This window comes from Thermococcus sp. 9N3 (assembly GCF_012027685.1).
Taxonomy (GTDB): Archaea; Methanobacteriota_B; Thermococci; order Thermococcales; family Thermococcaceae; genus Thermococcus; species Thermococcus nautili.
This window is the reverse complement of the sequence record NZ_SNUV01000001.1, coordinates 806025-824674: the sequence shown is the minus strand read 5'-3', so window position 1 is coordinate 824674 and position 18650 is coordinate 806025. Positions and strand designations below refer to the sequence as shown.

The 18650-nt window shown below is 54.4% G+C and carries 20 protein-coding genes; 11 read left to right on the top strand and 9 right to left on the bottom strand.

The genetic code is table 11. From position 1 onward, the window contains the following. The 3 genes from E3E30_RS04570 (at position 1) to E3E30_RS04560 (ending at position 3694) form a co-directional block, all read left to right on the top strand. Positions 1–795 (top strand): hypothetical protein, encoded by a 795-nt coding sequence (locus E3E30_RS04570; RefSeq protein ID WP_042689176.1) that lies wholly within the window; start codon positions 1–3, stop codon positions 793–795. 193 nt (positions 796–988) lie between these two features. Continuing rightward, positions 989–2863, top strand: a complete 1875-nt coding sequence (locus tag E3E30_RS04565; RefSeq protein WP_167728581.1) for an S-layer protein — start codon at positions 989–991, stop codon at positions 2861–2863. A gap of 51 nt (positions 2864–2914) precedes the next feature. Continuing rightward, positions 2915–3694: a hypothetical protein gene (locus E3E30_RS04560; protein WP_042689181.1), complete on the top strand. Its 780-nt coding sequence runs from the start codon at positions 2915–2917 to the stop codon at positions 3692–3694. Here the strand turns inward: E3E30_RS04560 and E3E30_RS04555 are convergent. Then, the gene (locus E3E30_RS04555) at positions 3684–5429 is read right to left on the bottom strand and encodes a radical SAM protein (RefSeq protein WP_167728580.1); all 1746 of its coding nucleotides are present in this window, start codon (positions 5427–5429) and stop codon (positions 3684–3686) included. The two genes, E3E30_RS04560 and E3E30_RS04555, sit on opposite strands and share 11 nt — an antisense overlap. Positions 5430–5475: 46 nt before the next feature. On the opposite strand from E3E30_RS04555, the gene E3E30_RS04550 reads away from it, so the two are divergent. Next, complete coding sequence (locus E3E30_RS04550; protein ID WP_167728579.1) at positions 5476–6009, top strand: rubrerythrin; 534 nt, start codon at positions 5476–5478, stop codon at positions 6007–6009. Here E3E30_RS04550 and rsmA read toward each other — a convergent pair. From rsmA to E3E30_RS04520, 6 genes are all read right to left on the bottom strand, one after another. Then, positions 5987–6820, bottom strand: a complete 834-nt coding sequence (rsmA, locus tag E3E30_RS04545) for a 16S rRNA (adenine(1518)-N(6)/adenine(1519)-N(6))-dimethyltransferase RsmA (RefSeq protein ID WP_167728578.1) — start codon at positions 6818–6820, stop codon at positions 5987–5989. The genes E3E30_RS04550 and rsmA overlap by 23 nt on opposite strands. Continuing rightward, positions 6817–7437 (bottom strand): DUF655 domain-containing protein, encoded by a 621-nt coding sequence (locus E3E30_RS04540; RefSeq protein ID WP_042689188.1) that lies wholly within the window; start codon positions 7435–7437, stop codon positions 6817–6819. The genes rsmA and E3E30_RS04540 overlap by 4 nt, the downstream gene beginning before the upstream one ends. Positions 7438–7506: 69 nt before the next feature. Further along, positions 7507–7875, bottom strand: coding sequence for an RNA polymerase Rpb4 family protein (locus E3E30_RS04535; RefSeq protein WP_042689190.1), 369 nt, complete (start codon positions 7873–7875; stop codon positions 7507–7509). Positions 7876–7877: 2 nt separating this feature from the next. Then, a complete protein-coding gene (locus E3E30_RS04530) occupies positions 7878–8174 on the bottom strand; it encodes a 50S ribosomal protein L21e (RefSeq protein ID WP_042689191.1) in 297 nt (98 codons plus the stop codon). Between the two features lie 178 nt (positions 8175–8352). Beyond that, the gene (locus E3E30_RS04525; protein ID WP_240922598.1) at positions 8353–9870 is read right to left on the bottom strand and encodes a CGP-CTERM sorting domain-containing protein; all 1518 of its coding nucleotides are present in this window, start codon (positions 9868–9870) and stop codon (positions 8353–8355) included. Between the two features lie 60 nt (positions 9871–9930). Continuing rightward, on the bottom strand, positions 9931–11091 hold the full coding sequence (locus E3E30_RS04520; protein ID WP_167728576.1) for a tRNA pseudouridine(54/55) synthase Pus10: 1161 nt from the start codon (positions 11089–11091) through the stop codon (positions 9931–9933). Positions 11092–11135: 44 nt separating this feature from the next. On the opposite strand from E3E30_RS04520, the gene E3E30_RS04515 reads away from it, so the two are divergent. From E3E30_RS04515 to E3E30_RS04485, 7 genes are all read left to right on the top strand, one after another. Continuing rightward, positions 11136–11429, top strand: coding sequence for a transcriptional regulator (locus E3E30_RS04515; RefSeq protein ID WP_167728575.1), 294 nt, complete (start codon positions 11136–11138; stop codon positions 11427–11429). Positions 11430–11491: 62 nt separating this feature from the next. Further along, positions 11492–12811 carry a Glu-tRNA(Gln) amidotransferase subunit GatD gene (gene gatD, locus E3E30_RS04510; RefSeq protein WP_167728952.1) on the top strand — a complete coding sequence of 440 codons (1320 nt, stop codon included), beginning with the start codon at positions 11492–11494 and terminating at the stop codon, positions 12809–12811. Positions 12812–12816: 5 nt separating this feature from the next. Beyond that, a complete protein-coding gene (locus E3E30_RS04505; protein ID WP_167728574.1) occupies positions 12817–13029 on the top strand; it encodes an antitoxin family protein in 213 nt (70 codons plus the stop codon). After that, the gene (locus E3E30_RS04500) at positions 12995–13468 is read left to right on the top strand and encodes a type II toxin-antitoxin system VapC family toxin (protein WP_167728573.1); all 474 of its coding nucleotides are present in this window, start codon (positions 12995–12997) and stop codon (positions 13466–13468) included. The genes E3E30_RS04505 and E3E30_RS04500 overlap by 35 nt, the downstream gene beginning before the upstream one ends. Next, entirely contained in the window at positions 13465–15357 is a 1893-nt protein-coding gene (gene gatE, locus E3E30_RS04495; protein WP_167728572.1) for a Glu-tRNA(Gln) amidotransferase subunit GatE, read from the top strand. Before E3E30_RS04500 ends, gatE begins: the two co-directional genes overlap by 4 nt. 30 nt (positions 15358–15387) lie before the next feature. Continuing rightward, a complete protein-coding gene (locus E3E30_RS11410) occupies positions 15388–15903 on the top strand; it encodes a hypothetical protein (RefSeq protein ID WP_167728571.1) in 516 nt (171 codons plus the stop codon). 108 nt (positions 15904–16011) lie between these two features. Then, complete coding sequence (locus E3E30_RS04485) at positions 16012–16584, top strand: hypothetical protein (protein WP_167728570.1); 573 nt, start codon at positions 16012–16014, stop codon at positions 16582–16584. Here E3E30_RS04485 and hmgA read toward each other — a convergent pair. Beyond that, entirely contained in the window at positions 16581–17801 is a 1221-nt protein-coding gene (gene hmgA / locus E3E30_RS04480) for a hydroxymethylglutaryl-CoA reductase (NADPH) (protein WP_042689207.1), read from the bottom strand. The two genes, E3E30_RS04485 and hmgA, sit on opposite strands and share 4 nt — an antisense overlap. Positions 17802–17817: 16 nt before the next feature. Beyond that, entirely contained in the window at positions 17818–18561 is a 744-nt protein-coding gene (locus E3E30_RS04475) for a MinD/ParA family protein (RefSeq protein ID WP_042689209.1), read from the bottom strand. Positions 18562–18650 lie beyond the last annotated feature (89 nt).

The window sequence follows — 18650 nt, the reverse complement described above, 5'->3', positions numbered from 1 at the left end:
ATGGATAAGATTGAGGCGATTTTTTACATCGAAGGCCTTTCCAACGACAAGAAAGCTTTGGAAAGCGCTGTAGAAAATATCGTGAAAGAGCTAAAGGGGGAGAACCTGGTCGAAGTTCTCGAAATTAACCCCGAGGATATAATGGAGGGGGAAGGGGTACTCAAGTACTCCGCAGTAATAGAGGCGAAAGTTCGGGGAACCTTTGAGGGAGTTGTCAATGCCGTCCTAAAGTACGGTCCTGCCATCGTTGAAGTTCTCGCTCCCGGTAAAATCGAACTGGACTCAAAGAGCCTCATGAAGATTCTCGGGGATGTATCCCTCGTAATGGGGAAGCTGATGAACAAATTTGGCAGTCTCGCGGCCTATCCGGACCTGAGCGAGGTTCCAGAACCTAGGATTGGGTATTCGAGGGAAGAAATTGAATCCCTAATTCTCGACGACAGGTACATCAGATATCGCCTTGTAATAGAGGTTTCCGGCAAAGACAGAGCTTCTGTTGAGGAAACCATGAAAAAGGCCCTGTCGCTGGAGGGGTGTTTGATAAACGTCATGGCACTTGAGGGCTCAGAGGAAGACGGAGAGTTCAAGGGACTCCTTGCGGTTGAGCTCTTGTCGAACTTTGAGACGCTGTTCCAGCTGGTTGGCAAGTACGCTCCTGTTGCCATCTCAATCCTTGAGCCAGAAATCATAGACGTTACCGCGGGAGAACTCCAGAACACTTTGACTGACCTTGGAGGTTTCGTTAACGAGCTCACGAGCAGACCAGTTAAAAAGGCCCTTATGTCAAACCAATGATATTATCGGCAAAAGGCGAATTTGCCATAGGCATTTAGTTAAGCTTTCTTTTATCATTTACGGCAATCGGCGAGCTTTTTTGGGCCAGTGAAAGGGTCTGAAAGCGAAAAGTATATATACCCTTTGGGCGCCAAATGACAGTGACAACACTTAGATGGGGCTTTAGCCCAACAACTTAGGGAGGTGTTGTGAAATGAAGGTGAAGAAAATCGCGGCACTTGCTGTTGGTGCCGCAATGATTGGCGCCACCATCGGCTTCGCCAGCGCCACTACCGATGTTCAGAAGATACCGAAGAGCTTCTTCGTCAAGTCTGACGGTACCCCGAACGTTAAAATCGTGGTTGGAAGCAACGCTGCTGCTATGGACGTTGCGAGCGCCGCTGACATAGCTGTCGCCCTTGGAAGCCTGCTCTACACCACCAAGCAGGTTGAGGCCCAGAACGCTTACGTTAAGGTTAAGGCTGAGTACCCGCCTGAGACCGAGGCCATGTGGACTATCTACGCTTACAACTTCACCACTATAACCGAGGACCACGGAGTTAGCAACATAAGTGAGTGGGCCACCTCTTACAAGGAGCTTCCTGGCGACTACTGGTACAACGGTGCGGCCTTTACTGCCAACTACACCGAGTGGCAGGCTGCATTTAACGTTCCGGTTACCCTTGAGGGTAAGGACAAGGCCGGCAAGTACAGCATTGACTGGCACGTTACCATAGAGAACCCTGCTCTTAAGAGCATCGACCCGAGCAACTGGACTAAGACCGCTCCTCCGCAGAAGGCTGACATCGTCGTCGAGCCGGGTAAGCTCAACATCCTCGTTGACTACGTCCTCTACAACTACAGCGTCACCACGACTAAGAAAGTCACCATTGGAGAGCCCGAGTGGGGTGCCACAACTGAGAGCAAGAGCGTTACCAAGTACTACATCGGCGACGCCGAGGAGGTTGCCGCCAACGGCGGTACCATCGTCAAGGAGGTCTTCCCGGGCGTTGGTGCTGGTATGGACTTCACCGTTCTCGGTAAGGAGTACCACGTCCTTGAGGTTGGCAACGGCACTTTCACCGCCGGTATGATACCTGAGGACAACCCGATGTGGTACGAGGTTGGCCAGAGCAAGACCATTCCGGGAACCAACTGGGTCGTTACCGTCCTCGACATCAACCTCCAGGAGACCAGGGCCCTTGTCATAGTCAAGGACGCCGCCACCGGCGCCCAGACCGGCCAGGTCATCCTTGACAAGAGCTCTCCGAAGTACTTCGTCGAGGAGGACGGCCAGGTTGAGGCCTACGACAGCCTCAGCGAGGCCGGAGGCAAGGCTGGTCTCGTGCTTACCCTTGAGGACACCTTCGTCGGTATCGACAACCACATCATCGCCAGCATCTCTGCTGAGTATGACATCGAGACCCTCGGTCCGGTCTTCCACCCGGCCGACGGATGGAACGCTACCGTCAACACCGCCCTCAAGGACGGCAAGTGGTACATCACTAACATAACCATTGTCAACGCCGTTAAGAAGGAGGGCAACCCGCTTGACGTCTTCGGCGTCTACGACCTCAAGTACAAGTTCGAGAGCAAGACCTACGACAAGTACTACAACCCGGCCACTGAGGAGTTCGTAGAGGCCCCGAAGGGCAAGGCTTACCTTGTTGCCTACGCCTACATCTGCCTCAAGGAGAAGGAGGGCAAGGTCGTCGAGAAGGAGCTCAAGGTCGGCGACAAGATTCCGGACAGCGACTACACCATCGAGGGCATCTACGCCACCGCTACCACCGTTGAGCTCAAGCCGGTCACCGAGCCGATTGTCTACATGGACTACGAGATTAACGTCAACGACCCAGGAAGCAACCTCATCCTCGTCGGCGGTCCGGTTGCCAACAGCGTTACCAAGTACCTCGTCGAGCACAACGTCAGCAAGGTTGACTGGTACAACAGCGCTGGCGACGTTGAGTACCTCCAGGACGCCCTTGGTGGCTACGACGTCGTCATCGTTGCTGGTGCCACCAGGAACGAGACCAGGGTTGCCGCCGAGAAGCTCATGAAGCACATCGCTGAGCTCGCGAAGGAGTGAACTCCTTCCCCTCTTTTATCTTCGCTTCTTATTCCCTGGGAGGTCTTCTGAATGAACAAAAAGACAGTTGCTCTAATCATTGTACTGCTAGTTGTTCTGGCGCCAGTTTCCTACGTTCTCTATAGCTACTCAAAGTTCTCCAATGTCATTAACCCTGGAAATCCCAAGGGCGAATCTCACTACGTGGTTTTGTACTCTGGCGGTCAGTTCTACATCATGAATCCAGCTCAGTACAGTCAGGTTCAGAAGTCTCTTCCTCCCGGTTCAAAGGCCTTTAACATAACACTCAAAAGTTACATAACGGGCAGTCCAGAGGTTGACCTGAACCTTACGCTGAGAGGTCTCTATGATAGGTTTGTGATAGTCTTAGGGAGCCCTGATGTTCAAGAGTGCAAGACTAATCCCAATCTTTACCCTGGAAGTTGCCAGTTCAGGACGGCCGCTGTTACTGAGATTTCCGCACTAGTGTCGAGCATATTTTCAATGAACTACTATCTGCTCGCGAAGTCCAAGGGCTATGACAATGCCAGCGCAAAGGAATACGCCTACGAACAGACCCAGCTGAGACACGATGTGGCCTATCTAAGCTTCTGGACAAAGTTCGAGATAGGTAGGGGAGCCCTCGGAAACGAAAAAGTGCTAACGGTCCTCCTCATCGGGCCAGCTGAAGGCGCGAAGTGCAATTGCGTTTACATCCCCCGCAAGGGTCTTCTCGTTATCGAGGGGACAACGGACGAAACCCTTCGCGCGGAGATAGTTCTCATTGAGAACATCATAGGGTTCCAGTGGCCCGAGGGCAAAAACCCAGAGATAGTCTCGGCTACAGGCTGATTTTTCCCTCCAGGATTTCCCTTTTATCCTCCCCAACAGCCCTGAAGAACTCATTCTCGTCCTTGAAGGGCCTCTTTGCGAGGATTCTGGTTGCGGTCTTCTTTCCGATTCCAGGGATGAGCTGCAGAACCTTCGGACTCTCGCGGTTCACGTTTATCGGAAGGGGAACTCCCGTTATGCTCCTGAAGCCGTGGTCAACTATGAGAACGTCGTAGAAGCGGTTGAGGGAAACTTCCTTGGGAATCCCTACGATGAGTGGGTAGCTCCCTATCTGCCTTCCGTAGGTCAGGCCATTGTCGAAAACCTCTGCCCGAACGTCCCTCAGCACAGTTCCAACGGGGACGACCCTCTTGAGCATCGGCAGGTCAATCTCGTGCCTTATCTTGTGCCGGTAGTGCTGAATCAGCCGCTTGTGCTTTTCAGTCCTGACCTTGTTCCGCATGTGCCACAGGGGCGTTCCTGGGAAGACTACGACCTGCCTTATGTTTATCCTCCTCACCATCAGCCCGTCGTCAAGGAGCCTCTTAAGGAACTGGAAGGTTATCTCGTAGCTCTTTTTCGTCTCGCCCGGCAGGCCGAAGATGATGTTTATCCCAGGCAGGAGCCAGGGCATTCCGTTGTAGCCCCTCCTCGCGCCTACCTCGTTGAGAATCTTCACTGCCTCGTAGGTTTCTTCGGCGGTCGCGTTCAGATTGTTCAGCTTGGCAACCTTGGGGTCGGCGCTCTCAAGGCCGAAGGCAACAACGTTGCCCGGCGTCCCGTACTTTATGAGCGCCTTTGCAATCCTGACGCTCTCCTCCGGGTAGTTGGCTATGACTGCTGGATTCGCGTTGTCCACGTGGAGCGTTTTAACGTCCGGTGCGACCGACCGGATTCCGGCGAAGAGCTTTTCAATGGCATCGGGATTGGGAACCGGAACGCGTCCGTTCGGCCTCGCCATGTAGGAGAATATACAGCTCTGTCTTCCAACCCTGAAGTGCCTCACACCGAGGTTGTAGAGGGCTTTTACTTCCGCAACAACATCCTCAATCGGCCTGTCCTCAACTTTCCTGTATCTCACCGGCTCGGTGCAGAAGGAACAGCCGCCTATTCCCATGGCCTTTGGACAGCCCCGCTGGGTTTCAATCTCCACGATGACGAAGTCGGGATAATCTGGAAACTGCTTCACAACTTCTGACCCAATAATTGCATAATCGCGTAATTCGTTATAGTCTCTGAACCTGAGAGGGTCTGCGTCCTTCGGATTGGTTAGATAATCGAAGAGAAAAGCCTCCAGGTCTCCGTAGACGACGTGGTCAAACACGCTCTCGGCCAGCTGGAGCTCCCTGCTCGTGATTTTAACGCCTCCCATCGAGGCCGAACCCATAAAAGCTGGCCCACCAAGGATTTTGATCGCCTTCACGTCCCTCAGGAACCGTGCCACCTCTTCAACGCTTCCAGGGACGGCTGAGAGGTATTTTCCGGGTGTGTGCAGACCACCAATGTAAACTACCAAATCGGCCTTCTCCAGAATCTCTCTGGTCTTTGGAAAGTTGGGGGTCTTGTTCCTCGTCTCTATCCCCCTCTCACCGAGGAAGGTCGCGCGCAGGTCGTCAATCGTCAGGTAGAATACCTGAGCGTCCTTTCGGGCCTTCTTTATCGCGCCGTAGGCATATCTGGGGTAGATTCCAAGGTAGGGCGGAACGCCGAGACCCGCCGGTTCATCGGTGTAGCCGTCTATCAGCACTATCCGCATGTCCCGCCGTACGCGATGGGTTTTAAAAACCAATCGGCCAACAGTGATGGGGGTAATCATGGAAGGGGGAGCCGTTCCCGACTGGGTTGATGAAGTGCTGAAGGAGCTTTCGAGGCTCGGTCCAAAGGAAATTCTCTCGCATATAATCGCGCAGGAGCTCAAGAGGGCCGAGCTCTACTATGAGCTTTACGAGATGAGCGGCGAGGTAACCTGGGACCAGAGGGTGCCGAGGCTTTTCAAGCACCTTTATGAGAACTCCCTCAAACGAGCAGAGGGCTACGTTAATCTCTTCCGCGAGCTTTTTCCGGGGGAATCTCCGGAACCGCCCAAGGTTGACACACCCGGCCCCAAAATTTTAAAGGACAGGCTCTGGAGGCTGGTCTACTCCGGCAACGTCGGCGAAATAATAGAGTACCTGATTCAGCTTGAAGACCTCTCTGACAGAATCCTGACGAGGCTTGAGGGACTCCTCTCGGAGGACGCTAAGGAGGCCCTTTCCCGGGCAAGGGCGCTTGAAAACACGAACCGAGAACTGTTGAGGGAGCTCTACCGCGAGCTCACGGGTGAGGAGCCCCTATAATCCCCTCATCCCTCAGGCGCTCTTCAATCTCCTTGACTTCAGCCGGGCCGAGCTGGAAGACTCTCTTGCCCGAGTGGGGGACGGAGTTCAGCAGGTTTCTCACTTCTTTGAGCTTTCTCTTGTCAATCCCAAGCATATGGGCTGACTTCTTGAGGGCCGAAGCGACCGTGCTCCTTCTGTGCTGGAAAAGGGCCTTGACGAGGTTCTCGTCGAGCTCTATACGCTCGTCCCCCGGTTTTGGCTCGATTACGACGACGGCTGAATCAACCTTCGGTCTCGGCCAGAAGGCGCCCTTGCCAATCCTCTCGACGAGCTCGACGTTGGCCTTCGCCTGAACCATCAGCGAGAGGCGCGAGTAGTTCTTATCCCCCGGCCTCGCGACCATCCTCTCGGCGAACTCAAGCTGGTAAATCAAAACCGCCCGCTCGAACTCGTGCTTTAGGAGCTTGAATGTCACCGGCGAGGAAATCTGATACGGCAGATTGGAAACCATCTTGTTGAATTCCGGCCACTCGACCTTAACTGCATCCCCCTCGATGAGCTCAACGTTTGGCCAGGCATACTCCTTCCTCAGAATCTCTATTATCCGCCTGTCCTTCTCGATGGCGTAGACCTTTCCCGCCCTCTCGGCGAGCTCCTTTGTGAGAACGCCCAGTCCCGGCCCGATTTCGAGAACGACATCGCGTTCGCTCAGCTCTGCCCTCTCGACGTTCCTCTCGATGATGTCGGGCACTATCAGAAAGTTCTGGCCGAGGTCGCGGTTGGGTCTGAGGTTGTACTTGTAAATAAGGGAGAAGAGCTCGTCCCTCATCCCCTGAAAATCCTCCTGTGGCCGACGAAGAGCTTGTAGCGGTCCTTGTCCTGGAGCTCATCAACGATTCTCTTGGCTATCATCTTGACCGGGTCGGGGAGGCCCTTAACGCGCTTTCTCAGGTCCTCAAAGCTCTTGAAGGGCTCCCTCTGCCTCTCTTCAATGATTTCCCACATGTGCTTCTTTCCTATGCCCGGCAGGAGCTCGAGGCTGTGGAGCCTGTTGGTTATCGGGGGGGCAACGTTGAAGAACTGGATGAAGCGTTCTTCATTGTTCTTAACAATCTCCTCTACGACGTAGGGGAGTTCCGCTTTGGCCGTGTCGGTCAGGTCGTTGTAGGTTATCTTCTTGTTGATGAGGAGGATTTTATCACGGTTCCCCTTGCCGATGAAAACCCTCTCGTAGAGCATTAGGTCCTCTTTGGGCGTTACCTCAAGGAGCGTGAAGGCCTTCTCACCGAGCACCTGGGCAACTGGCTTCCCGCTTCGCCTGCCGGTTGAGATATCGAGGTACCCCTCGGGAAGGTAGTCGAGCACGTAAGCGTACTCCTCATATTCAAGGTTTCGCCTCTTCTTCTCGAGGCTTTCACGGTAAGAATGTCTCCTGTACCTGTCCATTCTCTCTCCCCCAGAACTTATTTTGGCCCGGAGTTTTTATACTTTCCTCACGCTAAGAAAAGGAGAAAATCAGTCGAGGGGCCGGTACTCATCAACGAGCTTGACTATCTCCTCGGCCTCCTCGGGCGAGGGCATGTAGTCCTCCTTCGCGAAGATGACCCTGATGTCGAGGTAGTCCTCGGGGAGGATGTCCACTATCTTCGAGGCTATTCTGTCGTCAATCCAGTCAAAGAGCTCCATGAGCTTCTCTTTGAGCTCCTTCGCCTTCTCTGGGCTGAGCTTGGCGAACTTCTCGGCATGCTCAAGGCTAACCCTTGCCTCGTAGAACATCGGCTCCTCGGGATTCTCCTCCATGCCCTCTTCTTTCCTGCGCTCGAGGAGCTCCCTGGTCTCGGCTATCGTGAGGTAGCGCTCCCCGAGCTTTTTACGGCCTATCATGCTCATCCCTTCTGTGGCCTGAGGTGAACCGGGTGTATGAAGAAGGTCTTAACCTTACCCCCGTCCCTTATCTGGACGATGTAAGCATCGCCGCGCTTGCCGACGACGGTTCCGGTCCTTCCGTGGAACCTCGGGTCGGGCATGCCCTTGTGGTAGCTCGGCTCTATGACGATGTGAACCCTCTGCCCGACCTCAAACTCCTGAAGGAACCTGGTGAGCGGGGGAAGACCCCTCTTTCTCGGCTTCTTGCTGAGCTTACCCCTGGTCTTCCTCCTAAAGCTGTGCGCCTTCTGAACCATTTCCACCACCTCTCAACTTTTACGGGCCCCAACGGGCAAACTCGGATTTACGACACGGGATTTTTCAAGGGGGAACGCTTTTCGCTCCGTTTAGACTTAGGACTAACCCCCTGGGAATCACTAAAACCTACAAGGGCCCCTTTATAAATCTTTCACTCAAAAGGTGGAAAAAGGAAAGTCATCCGCGCCTCCGCAGTGCAACGAGAAGCGAAAGTAGAAGGATGATTCCCGGCCCGCAGATGCTCCCTTCGGGGGATTCCTCTGTTGTGAATACCTTGACAGGAACTCCCTGTGTTTTCTCGATGGTTACTGGTTCGTCCACTGTCTTCACTCCGAGTTCTCCCTTTGTGGCCACTGGTCCGGGAGTTAGTTCAACGTCCACAGGCATTACGTTGACCCTGAAGCCGTACGTTCCAATGACGGGGCCCTCTGGTTTTGATTGCAGGTTGGACAGTATTGCAAAGCCCCGGAAGTACAGCACCGCTCCTGAGGCGGTTGTTTCCCTCCAGATGGCTATGAAGGAATTCCCGTTTGCGCTCACTCCCACGGGCTCTGACAAGAACTCAGGCAGGGTCGTTTTTTCCCATGGCATTCCATTGGAGACCGCGACAAAGCTACCAACCACTATTCCCATCGTGTCGGTTTTTATGACCGCGTAGGTGGTGTTAAGGCCATCGTTGCAGGCCAGCCTGAAGGCCTCAACGACAGTTGGCTGGAAAAGGAGGTAGTTCCCCGAAACGGTCAGCGCCGGTGCCGGTTCCGTTGAAGATGTTCTCGTGCTCAGGACGGTGACGTTTTCACTTTTTTCAGTGCATGTTTTCTCAGGAATCAGGGTGTACAGCTTGGCCCAGATGGTGGAGTTCCCGACGATTGCCCCAAGAACCGTCCCGTTTGAGGAACCTCCGAGAAAGTAGACTGTATTCCCCAGCGAGAGCGCCGATTTTATGAAGAACCCCTTGAGCGAACTCGTCACCTTCCACGTTCCAACTGGGTTGCCCTCTTTATCGAGCCTCAGGTAGTACCAGTTCCTCTCATCGTGCAGTATCAGGTAGTATCCGTCCCCACCCTTTCCAATCGCCGTGCTGTAAAGTTCCCTGGGGCCGTGAGGTATCCTGTACTCCCCGGCCCAGAGGAGTTTCCCGTTTCCGTCGAGTGCCAGGACGACCGGAACCGTGACCTGCTCGTTCCCCCTGAAGCTGTCAACGTGGGTCGCGATGAGTATCTCATTTCCCGCCTGAACAGCGTCGTCAACGGTCATTATCCAGCCCGGGCTCACGTTGAGCAGGTAATCCTTGGACCACAGGAGTTTTCCGTCCCTGTCGAGTTTAATCACCCAGATGTCTGTGTGATTTCCCTCGTCGCTCTGCCCGATGAGAAGGATTGAGCCGTTGGCGGTTGCCCTGAAAATTCTCGGTGAGGGGTACAACGGGGCACATTTTACGTTCTCGCCCCACTTAATCGAGCCGTTGGGGTAGAAGTCCCCAATCCAGGCCCCTGAGACCACTGGCGTTCCATTGGGGGTCAAGTTGAACGGAACAACGACGATGAAGCCTCCAGCCCCATCGTTCCCTACACCCGCTATCACCTCTGGATACGTTGCCATACCTTCTGGCGGTGCAAGTATGACCGCAGAACCGCTGACCAAGCCAATCGTGAGCAATGCAACAAACACCGCTGGGAGAAACCTCCATGACATACCTGCCACCTAATCCAACTCTACAGAGGAAATATAAAAAGATTTCTGGGGAAAACGTTTCTACTCGTCCAGGATGTTCAGCACGTCGAGCCTCTCGCACCAGGCTTTCTTCCCGAGCAAATCGCTAACGCTCGGCTTCGTTCGGCCTTTATCGCCGGAAACAAGTTCCTTGATGTAGAGCCCCCCGTCGGTGACGAGACGAAGCTCGAAGTGCTTCTCGTCAACCCACCTCGCCTCGGCCTCGTGAACCTTCCTCACCCTCACCTTGTCGGCCCTCGCCTTCCTGACGCGCCAGGGTGTTCTCTGGTGTATCTCAAGTCCCCTAAGCTTTCTCGCAACTTCCTCGGCTTCCTCCTGCGTTACGCCCTCTTCGACGAGGACGAGCGCGAGGTATTCCTTTCGGTGATTCTTCGTTAGAACCTCCTCGGCTTCCTTCGCCGAGACGAAGCGAAGATTAAGAACCTCCACCTTCCTACTCGCGTTTATCTCCTCCGCTATCTTCCGGAGGTCAACCCTTCTCCTCCTCGGGCTCTTAATTTCAACTATGAAGGGCCTTCCGTTGCCGAGGGTTCTGACATCAACGTCCTCTCTCCCCGCGCCTTTGAAGACGCACTTACCTTCGAAGGCCTTCGAAAACGCCCGACAGATTATCGAGGCTACGCTGTCCTCGAAGTCGGGCAGGGGCGTCTGGGGAATCCCGCGCACGAGCTTTCTATAACGCCCGTAAACGTAAACCGGGTTGATTTGAAGCTCAACCTTATCGGAGAACGGCTCGACTATGAAAACAAGGTCGGGGTTCTTCGAGGTTTCCTTTCCCGTTGCCCTCCCAAAGGCCTTGCCGAGCTCGCGGTTGAACTCACGGTTTATCGGCTCGGCGGTGTCAATATTGAACTCCTCCCAGATAGCCTTCTCTTTCTCCTTGATTTCCTCCGGGAAGCGGGAACCGACGAGAAACGTCTCGAACTCGATATCCTTGCTCGCTTCCTCCATGGCCTCCACGAGCTCGGGAATCCTCTCAAAGACGTTGTGGCAGAGCTCACACTCCTCTGGCTCAGCTATTGGCTCCAGTCCTCTCGCGGAGCGCTCCATGTTGAGGACGAACCTTATTGCTTTCCCCCGCTCCTCGTTAGTCCCCTTACCGAGCCTGGCGAAGAGCCTGCCGAGGCAGTGGTCGCAGAGTTTGTGCTCCTCAAGAACCCTTTCGGCCTTCTCGACTATCATCGTCCCACCCTAAAGCTTTTTATTCCTCCGCCCAAGTTCCTCCGATGGCCACTCGGAGGGAACGGATAATAAGCCTTTTGGAGGAGCGGGATTATTCCGTGAGCGAGTTAGCCCAGGTTCTCGGAATCCGGGGCAAGGGGAGCAAAAAGCTCATTCTGGAGGACCTCAAGGCGATTCAAAAGACCCTGAAGCGCGAGGGAAAGGTTCTGCTCGTCAAGCCCGCCGAGTGCAGGAAGTGCGGTTTCGTTTTCAGGCCCGAAATCAACATTCCCTCCCGCTGTCCGCGCTGTAAGAGCGAGTGGATTGAGGAGCCGAGGTTTATGATTGCCGAGCGTTGAGGCAAAAGCCCTTATAAGCCGAGCCCCTATTCTCATCGGTTGAAGTGAGCGAGGCGATGCTTATGAGGAAGGTTGAGGAGTTCATGAAGAGACATGGACTTGAGGTAGGCGACCTCGTGAGGGTCGTCAAGAGGGAAGGGGACGAGAGAATTACCTTTGAGGGCCTCGTGATGCCACCCTACGAGCTTTCGCCCGGCGAAACGCTGACGATAAAGCTCGACAACGGCTACAACGTCGGCGTTCTCATCGATGCGATTGAAAGCGTTGAAATCCTTGAGAAGGCCGTCGAGAAGCCGAAGATGGAGTTCAAGGAAGTTCTCCCGCGGAAGGAGGGCCTCCCGAACGTCAGGATTCTCGGAACCGGTGGAACGATAGCGAGTAGGATTGACTACAAGACTGGAGCTGTTCACCCCGCCTTCACCGCCGAGGAGCTTGCGAAGGCCGTCCCAGAGATATTCGAGATGGCCAACGTTACGCCTGAACTCATAATGAACATTTTAAGCGAGGACATGAAGCCGGCCTATTGGGTTAGGATTGCCGAGGAAGTGGCCAAAGCCATCAACGGCGGTGAGGACGGCGTTGTGATAGCACACGGAACTGATACAATGGCCTACACCGCCTCGGCCCTGAGCTTCATGCTGAGGAACCTGACGAAGCCCGTCGTCCTCGTTGGAGCCCAGAGGAGCTCCGACAGGCCGAGCAGTGATTCTGCTATGAACCTCACCTGCGCGGTCAAGATGGCGACGAGTGACGCTGCCGAGGTCATGGTGGTGATGCACGGCGAGACGAGCGACACCTACTGTTTAGCCCACCGTGGAACGAAGGTCAGGAAGATGCACACCAGCAGGCGCGATGCTTTCAGGAGTATAAACGACGTCCCGATAGCAAGGATATGGCCGAAAGGTGGGATAGAGTTCCTCAGGAGCGACTACAGGAGGAGAAGTGAGGGAGAAGTCATAGCCGACACGAAGATTGAGGAAAAGGTTGCAATCCTGAAAATCTACCCAGGAATCAGCGGTGAGCTCCTCGACTTCCTCGTTGATAAGGGCTACAAGGGTGTTGTGATAGAGGGAACCGGTCTCGGTCACGTTCCGCAGGACTTCATCCCCCACGTCCAGCGCGCGGTCGAGGAAGGCGTGGCAGTCTGCGTCACGAGCCAGTGCCTCTACGGCAGGGTGAACCTAAACGTCTACTCCAACGGCAGGAAGCTCCTGAAGGCGGGGGCGATACCCTGTGAGGACATGTTGCCAGAGACGGCCTACGTCAAGCTCATGTGGGTCCTCGGCCACACGAGGGAGCTTAGTGAGGTAAGGAAGATGATGCTGACGAACTACGCCGGTGAGATTACGCCCTACACGAGGTACGACACGTTCTTGAGGTGATTGGGATGGGAATCCGGGCCGTTTACAAGAACGGCGTTTTCAAGCCCCTCGATAACGTCAACCTGCCCGAGGGAACCGAGGTCGAGGTAGTTGTTGCAAATCCGGTGGAGATTGTGAGGAAGTATGCGGGGGCACTTAGGGAGCTTAGGGACACTCAGGACGTTGATTGGGAGGAGGCGTACCATGAGTACGTTCTCAAGAGAGCTAGTAATGGTTGACTCAAACGTCTGGATAGACTATTTGCTTGGCGAAGAGCGTGGAGTCGAGCTAATGGAGCGTTTGGTTAGCGAGTACAACCTCGCAATAACCCCCACAATATACGGGGAGGTCGTCTTTCAGCTACTCGCGAGAAACTACACGAAGCTCAAGGGAAGCTACAAGTTCTACTCGCTCAGGAAAGAGCTTTCCAAAAACCCCGACCTCTACAAGCCAGTTGATACCTTTGATGAACTCCTAACCTCGCTCTTGGCCTCGAATGCTTTGGTTTTCCTCGACGAAACCTGGGAAGTCGTGCGCCTCTCCCGCGAAATACGGAAAAAGTTTGGTCTGCTCCCGAACGATTCCCTGATTGCGTCCGCCTGTGAATATTACGGGATAGGTAAGATTGCAACCTTCGACGATGACTTTTTGAGAACCAGTCTGGAGGTGTTAAGATGACCGAGAAGTTCGATTACAAGGAGCTCGGCCTTAAGGTCGGCCTTGAGATTCACAGACAGCTCGATACCAAGAAGCTGTTCTCGCCCGTTCCGAGCGAGCTGACCGAGAAGGTTGACTTCACCTTTGAAAGACGCCTCAGGCCCACGATGAGCGAGCTCGGAGAAATTGACCCCGCGGCCCTTGAGGAGTTCAAGAAGGGGAGGAAGTACATTTACGAAGGCAACTACGAGCTGAGCGACCTCGTTTACATGGACGAGGAACCGCCAAGGGGGCCTGACAGGGAGGCTTTGGAGGTTACCCTCCAGATTGCCTACCTGCTGAACGCCAAGCCCGTTGACGAGGTCCACTTCATGCGTAAAATCGTCATTGATGGCTCGAACGTTTCGGGCTTCCAGAGGACGGCGATAATAGCGCTCGACGGAAGGGTTGATACTCCGTGGGGAAGCGTTGGAATCCCGACGATATGCCTTGAGGAAGACGCCTGCAGAATCGTCGAGAGGAAGGAGAAGGAGGTAATCTACCGTCTCGACCGCCTCGGCATCCCGCTCGTTGAGATAAGCACGACACCGGACATACACCACCCGGAGCAGGCCAAGGTGGTCGCTAAATACATCGGCGACGCCCTGAGGGCCACCCGGAAGGTCAAGCGCGGCTTAGGAACGATAAGGCAAGATTTGAACGTCTCGATTAAAGGTGGCGCCCGCGTCGAGATTAAGGGAGTGCAGGAGCTCGACATGATTCCGCTCATCATCGAGAGGGAAGTTGAGAGACAGCTCAACCTGCTCAAGATAAGGGACGAGCTCCGCGAAAGGGGCGTTGAGCCCGAGGACATCAAGGAGGAGTTCTACGACGTTACCGACGTCTTCGAGAACACCGGGTCCAAGATAATCGCAAGAACGATAAAGAAGGGCGGTAAGGTTTTGGCAGTCAAACTGCCGAAGTTCAGGGGTTTAATCGGCAGGGAAATTCAGCCCGGCAGGAGGCTCGGCACTGAGATGGCCGACAGGGCGAAGAAGTACGTGAAGGGCATCTTCCACATCGATGAATTGCCGAATTATGGAATTACAGAAAAAGAGGTTAATGCAGTTATTGAAAAACTCAACCTCGGAGAGCTCGACGCCTTCGTTCTGGTCGCGGCGGACGAGGAGACCGCAAAGAAGGCCCTCCACGAGGTGATTAAGCGCGCGAGGGAAGCCATTGAGGGCGTCCCAGAGGAGACGAGGAGGGCCCTGCCCGATGGAAACACTCAATACATGCGCCCGCTCCCAGGAAAGGCCAGAATGTACCCCGAGACTGACATACCCTCGATTTTCATTCCGCCTGAGGAGAAGGAGAGGATTAAGGCGAACCTGCCCGAGCTCCCGCAGGAGAGGGTTGAGCGCTACGTGAAGGAGTACAGGATTGACAAAAGCCTTGCCGAGACCCTCGTAAACGACGAGCGCGACGAGCTCTTCGAGGAGCTCGTGAAGAAGGGAATCAAGCCGTCTTTGGCCGCTTCAATCCTCGTGGTCGTCCTCAAGGGCCTCAAGAAGGAGGTTCCGATTGAGAACATCACGGACGAGCACATCAGAGAAGCATTTGAGCTTTACCTCGATGGTAGGATAGCGAAGGAGGCCTTTGAGGAGATATTCAAGGAGCTCGCGAAGAACCCGGAGAAGACCGCCGAGCAGGTGGCAGAGGAGAAGGGGTTAACGCTCCTCAGCGAGGAAGAGGCTGAGAAAATCATTGATGAAGTAATCCAGGCAAACATAGACGTCATCAAGGCCAAGGGAATGGGCGCGATGGGCATGATAATGGGAAGGGCAATGGCAAAGCTCCGCGGAAGGGCCGACGGCAAGCTCGTGAGCACCTTAGTGAGAAGGAAGATTCAGGAGCTGAGCGGGAGCTAACTTTTTAAGTTCTTTTTCTTACTTTTATTGATGGTTAAGGCGAAGTTCGTTGTCAGATACTTCGTGCTCGACTCTAGGGATGTTGATGTCAGAAAACTGGCGGGGACTTATATAGCCCTGCCTAGCCCTGACGTGGAGAGCCTGTACTGGGCACTTTATCAGATTCTCATGTCGGAGAGTAGTGCAACGGTTATCAAAACGCCAGAAGACATCTATTACGTTGCTGAAGGCGCTCACGTTATTAAAAATGCCAAGGAGAGCTATGAGTTCGTTATACGTAGAGAAAACGGGCTAAGAAGGGTTGCTGAAGAAATACTCGGTGTGAAGAGGCTCAAGCTCGACACCGTTGTGAACATCGTCCAGGCCGCTCTTTGGGGTTTGGCAATCCTCCTCGGCTACTTGGGCTACAAAAACGACGCTCTCAACGAGGTTTCCTCATACATGGCCCTTCTCTTTCTTCTCTCTGGGGTTATTGAGAACTTCAGAAGGGGCTACAAAAAGCGGGAGCGGGTCAGAGCATCGGCTCCTCATCACGCCTCAGAGTGAGGGAAAAGCGCTCATCATCCCCTTTCCCGTTTTCCCTCTGCCCTTTTAAAGCCTGCCTTACCAACGCGGGGCGAAAACCATTTAAAGCGTGAAGTTGTTTTCTCTCCGATGAAGTTCGTCAACGCCGTTCCAATCCTCTACTACGAGCTCAACGTTCCGCCGGAGCGGGTTAGGGCGGCCTTTCCCTCGGCACTAGAGTTCAAGAACCCTACTCCAGAGAGCTTCTCAATCGTGCAGCCACCTGGAAAGAACGCGGGACTGCTCGTGATTGACGTTAAAGGAGAGAACCGCTACGTCTTCGTCCTTTCGGTTAAAGATGAGCTGGTTTTAATCAACGAAACCTTACCGAGAGTCTTTGTAATCCATCCAAAGAACCTCGGAGAGTTTTTCAGGGCCCTCGCTGAGGACGAGCTTGAGAGCCTCAAGGGCACCAAGAGGAAGGGAAAGTGGTGGCGTTTTCTCATAGACTTCGCCGCAACTTCGGGGGTCATTTATATCGAGAACGAGCTTCACATAGGCTTCTGGACGGCGATTCTCCTGGCCGTAATCTTCGCGGAGGTTGAGCACCTCTTCGGCCCCAAGCAGGTCAAGGGGCCTGCCACCGAGCTCGATGAGAAGACGGTCAGGAAAATGTACGAGGTTTCGGAGAAGAAGGGAAAGGTGGTGAAGGTCTCCCTTTAGCGTCCCAGCTCCTTGTGGGCTTTCGCGAGGTGCTTCGCCGCTATCGCCGCGAGGAGCGAGAGTTCCCCAGCCAAAACCGCTCCCGCAACTATCTCCGCGAACTTCTTGGCGTTTGTTCCAGGTGGGTCGCCCCCTCCAGCGACGCCCATAATGCTTAAAGCCTCCCTCTGGGTCGGGACGCGCGTTCCTCCCCCAACCGTTCCGATTTCGAGGCTCGGCATTGTTATGCTGATGTAGAGGTCTCCCTCAGGCGTAACTTCGGCGAGGGTTATGCCGTGTGAACCTTCGGTAATCTGTGCCTCGTCCTGCCCCGTGGCGAGGAATATTGCCCCGACTATATTGCCAAAGTGGGCGTTGAAGCCGTAAGAGCCAGCCTGGGCTGAGCCGACGAGATTCTTGCGGTAGTTTACCTCTGCAATGAGTTCCGGAGTGGTCTTCAGCTTCCTCTCGACTATCTCACGCGGAATTATTGCCTCCGCTATCACCGTCTTACCGCGTCCGTTGATGAAGTTCATCGCGTTGGGTTTCTTGTCAACGCAGAGGTTGCCAGAGAGAGCGAGATAGCGAACGTCGGGGAACTTCTCTTCGATGACCTTCATTATCTCCTCGCTCGCTATCGTCACCATGTTCATTCCCATAGCGTCGCCGGTCTCGAACTCGAAGCGCAGGTATAGGTTGTTGCCCACTATGAAGGGCTTAACGTCCCTGAGCTTTCCGTGCCTGGTGACCTTGCTGACGGCCTTCTCCTGGAGGTAGTCGATGTTCTCCTTCACCCACTCCGCGACTTCCCTCGCCCTCCTCGCATCTGGGCACTTGAGTAAAGGAGCGCGCGTCATTTTGTCGTCTATGAGCGTCGTTTTGACGCCACCTGCCTCAGTCAGGGCGGAGCAACCGCGGTTCACGCTGGCAACGAGCGCCCCCTCTGTTGTGGCGAGGGGTATGTAGAACTCGCCCTTCGCGTATTCCCCGTTGATTTTGAGCGGTCCGGCAACGCCCATGGGTATCTGGACGACGCCTATCATGTTCTCGATGTTCCTGCCGATGACCTGCTCGGGGTCTATGCTGTAGTGCCCGATGTGCTCAAGTTTCACGCCGAGCTTCTTCTCAAGGGCCTTTCTCCTGACCTCGGTCGCGGTTCTCTTGTCCGTGTACTTCTCAACCTGGTGGAGCTTTACCTCTCCCTTAACGACCTTCTCAACGAGCTCCTCAAACTCCATTTCAACACCCCCAGAATCAGCCGAAAATCCATTCCTCGAGGACTTCTCCGATTTCCTTGAACGCGACGGCGGCGTCGCTGTTGGGGAGGTACTTGATTATCGGAACTCCAACGTTTATGGACTCGGGGACGTTGTAGTCGAAGGGAACCCACCCGAGAACCGGGACGTCCAAATCCTCTTCTATGGCTTCTATTATCTTATCAACGACATCGGCGCTCTCGCGAACCTTATTCAGGACGACGCCGATGTTGAGGTTGTACTTCTCCCCGAGGGCCTTCAGTTTTTCTATCTCGTTCTTAACCATAGTCTCGAACGAGTAAATCGGAGAACGCTCTATTTCAACGACTATAAGCTGATAGTTGGCGACCTGAAACGTTGGGAGGGTATCAAAGGGAACACCCGTGGGGGAGTCGACAAAAACGACGCCGAACTTGTACTTCACCCTCTCAAGGATGTCAACGAGCCTCCTCGGAGAGATTCCAAGGACGTCCTGAAGCTGTGTGCTCCCCGGCATCACGTAGACGCCGGTTTCCTTGTGGCGGTATATGGCCCACTCCGGGTCAACGTCCGGGTTCTTTAGGAGGGTGTGGACTGTGTATTTAACCGTGTCTAGGGCGAAGTGAAAACCGAGGTTGGGCAGGTAGAGGTCGCCATCAACGGCCAGAACGCGGTACTCCTTCATGGCAAGGTAAGAGCTAAGGTTCGCCGTTGTGGTTGTTTTGCCGGCTCCGCCACGCCCCGTTACGACTATCAGTGCCATCGCTACCCCTCTAAGCTTCTCTGTTGGGAGTTGAGGATATAAGGTTTCCGATTGAACTTCCGTCGGTACGTCGCTTTCTGCGTATGCAC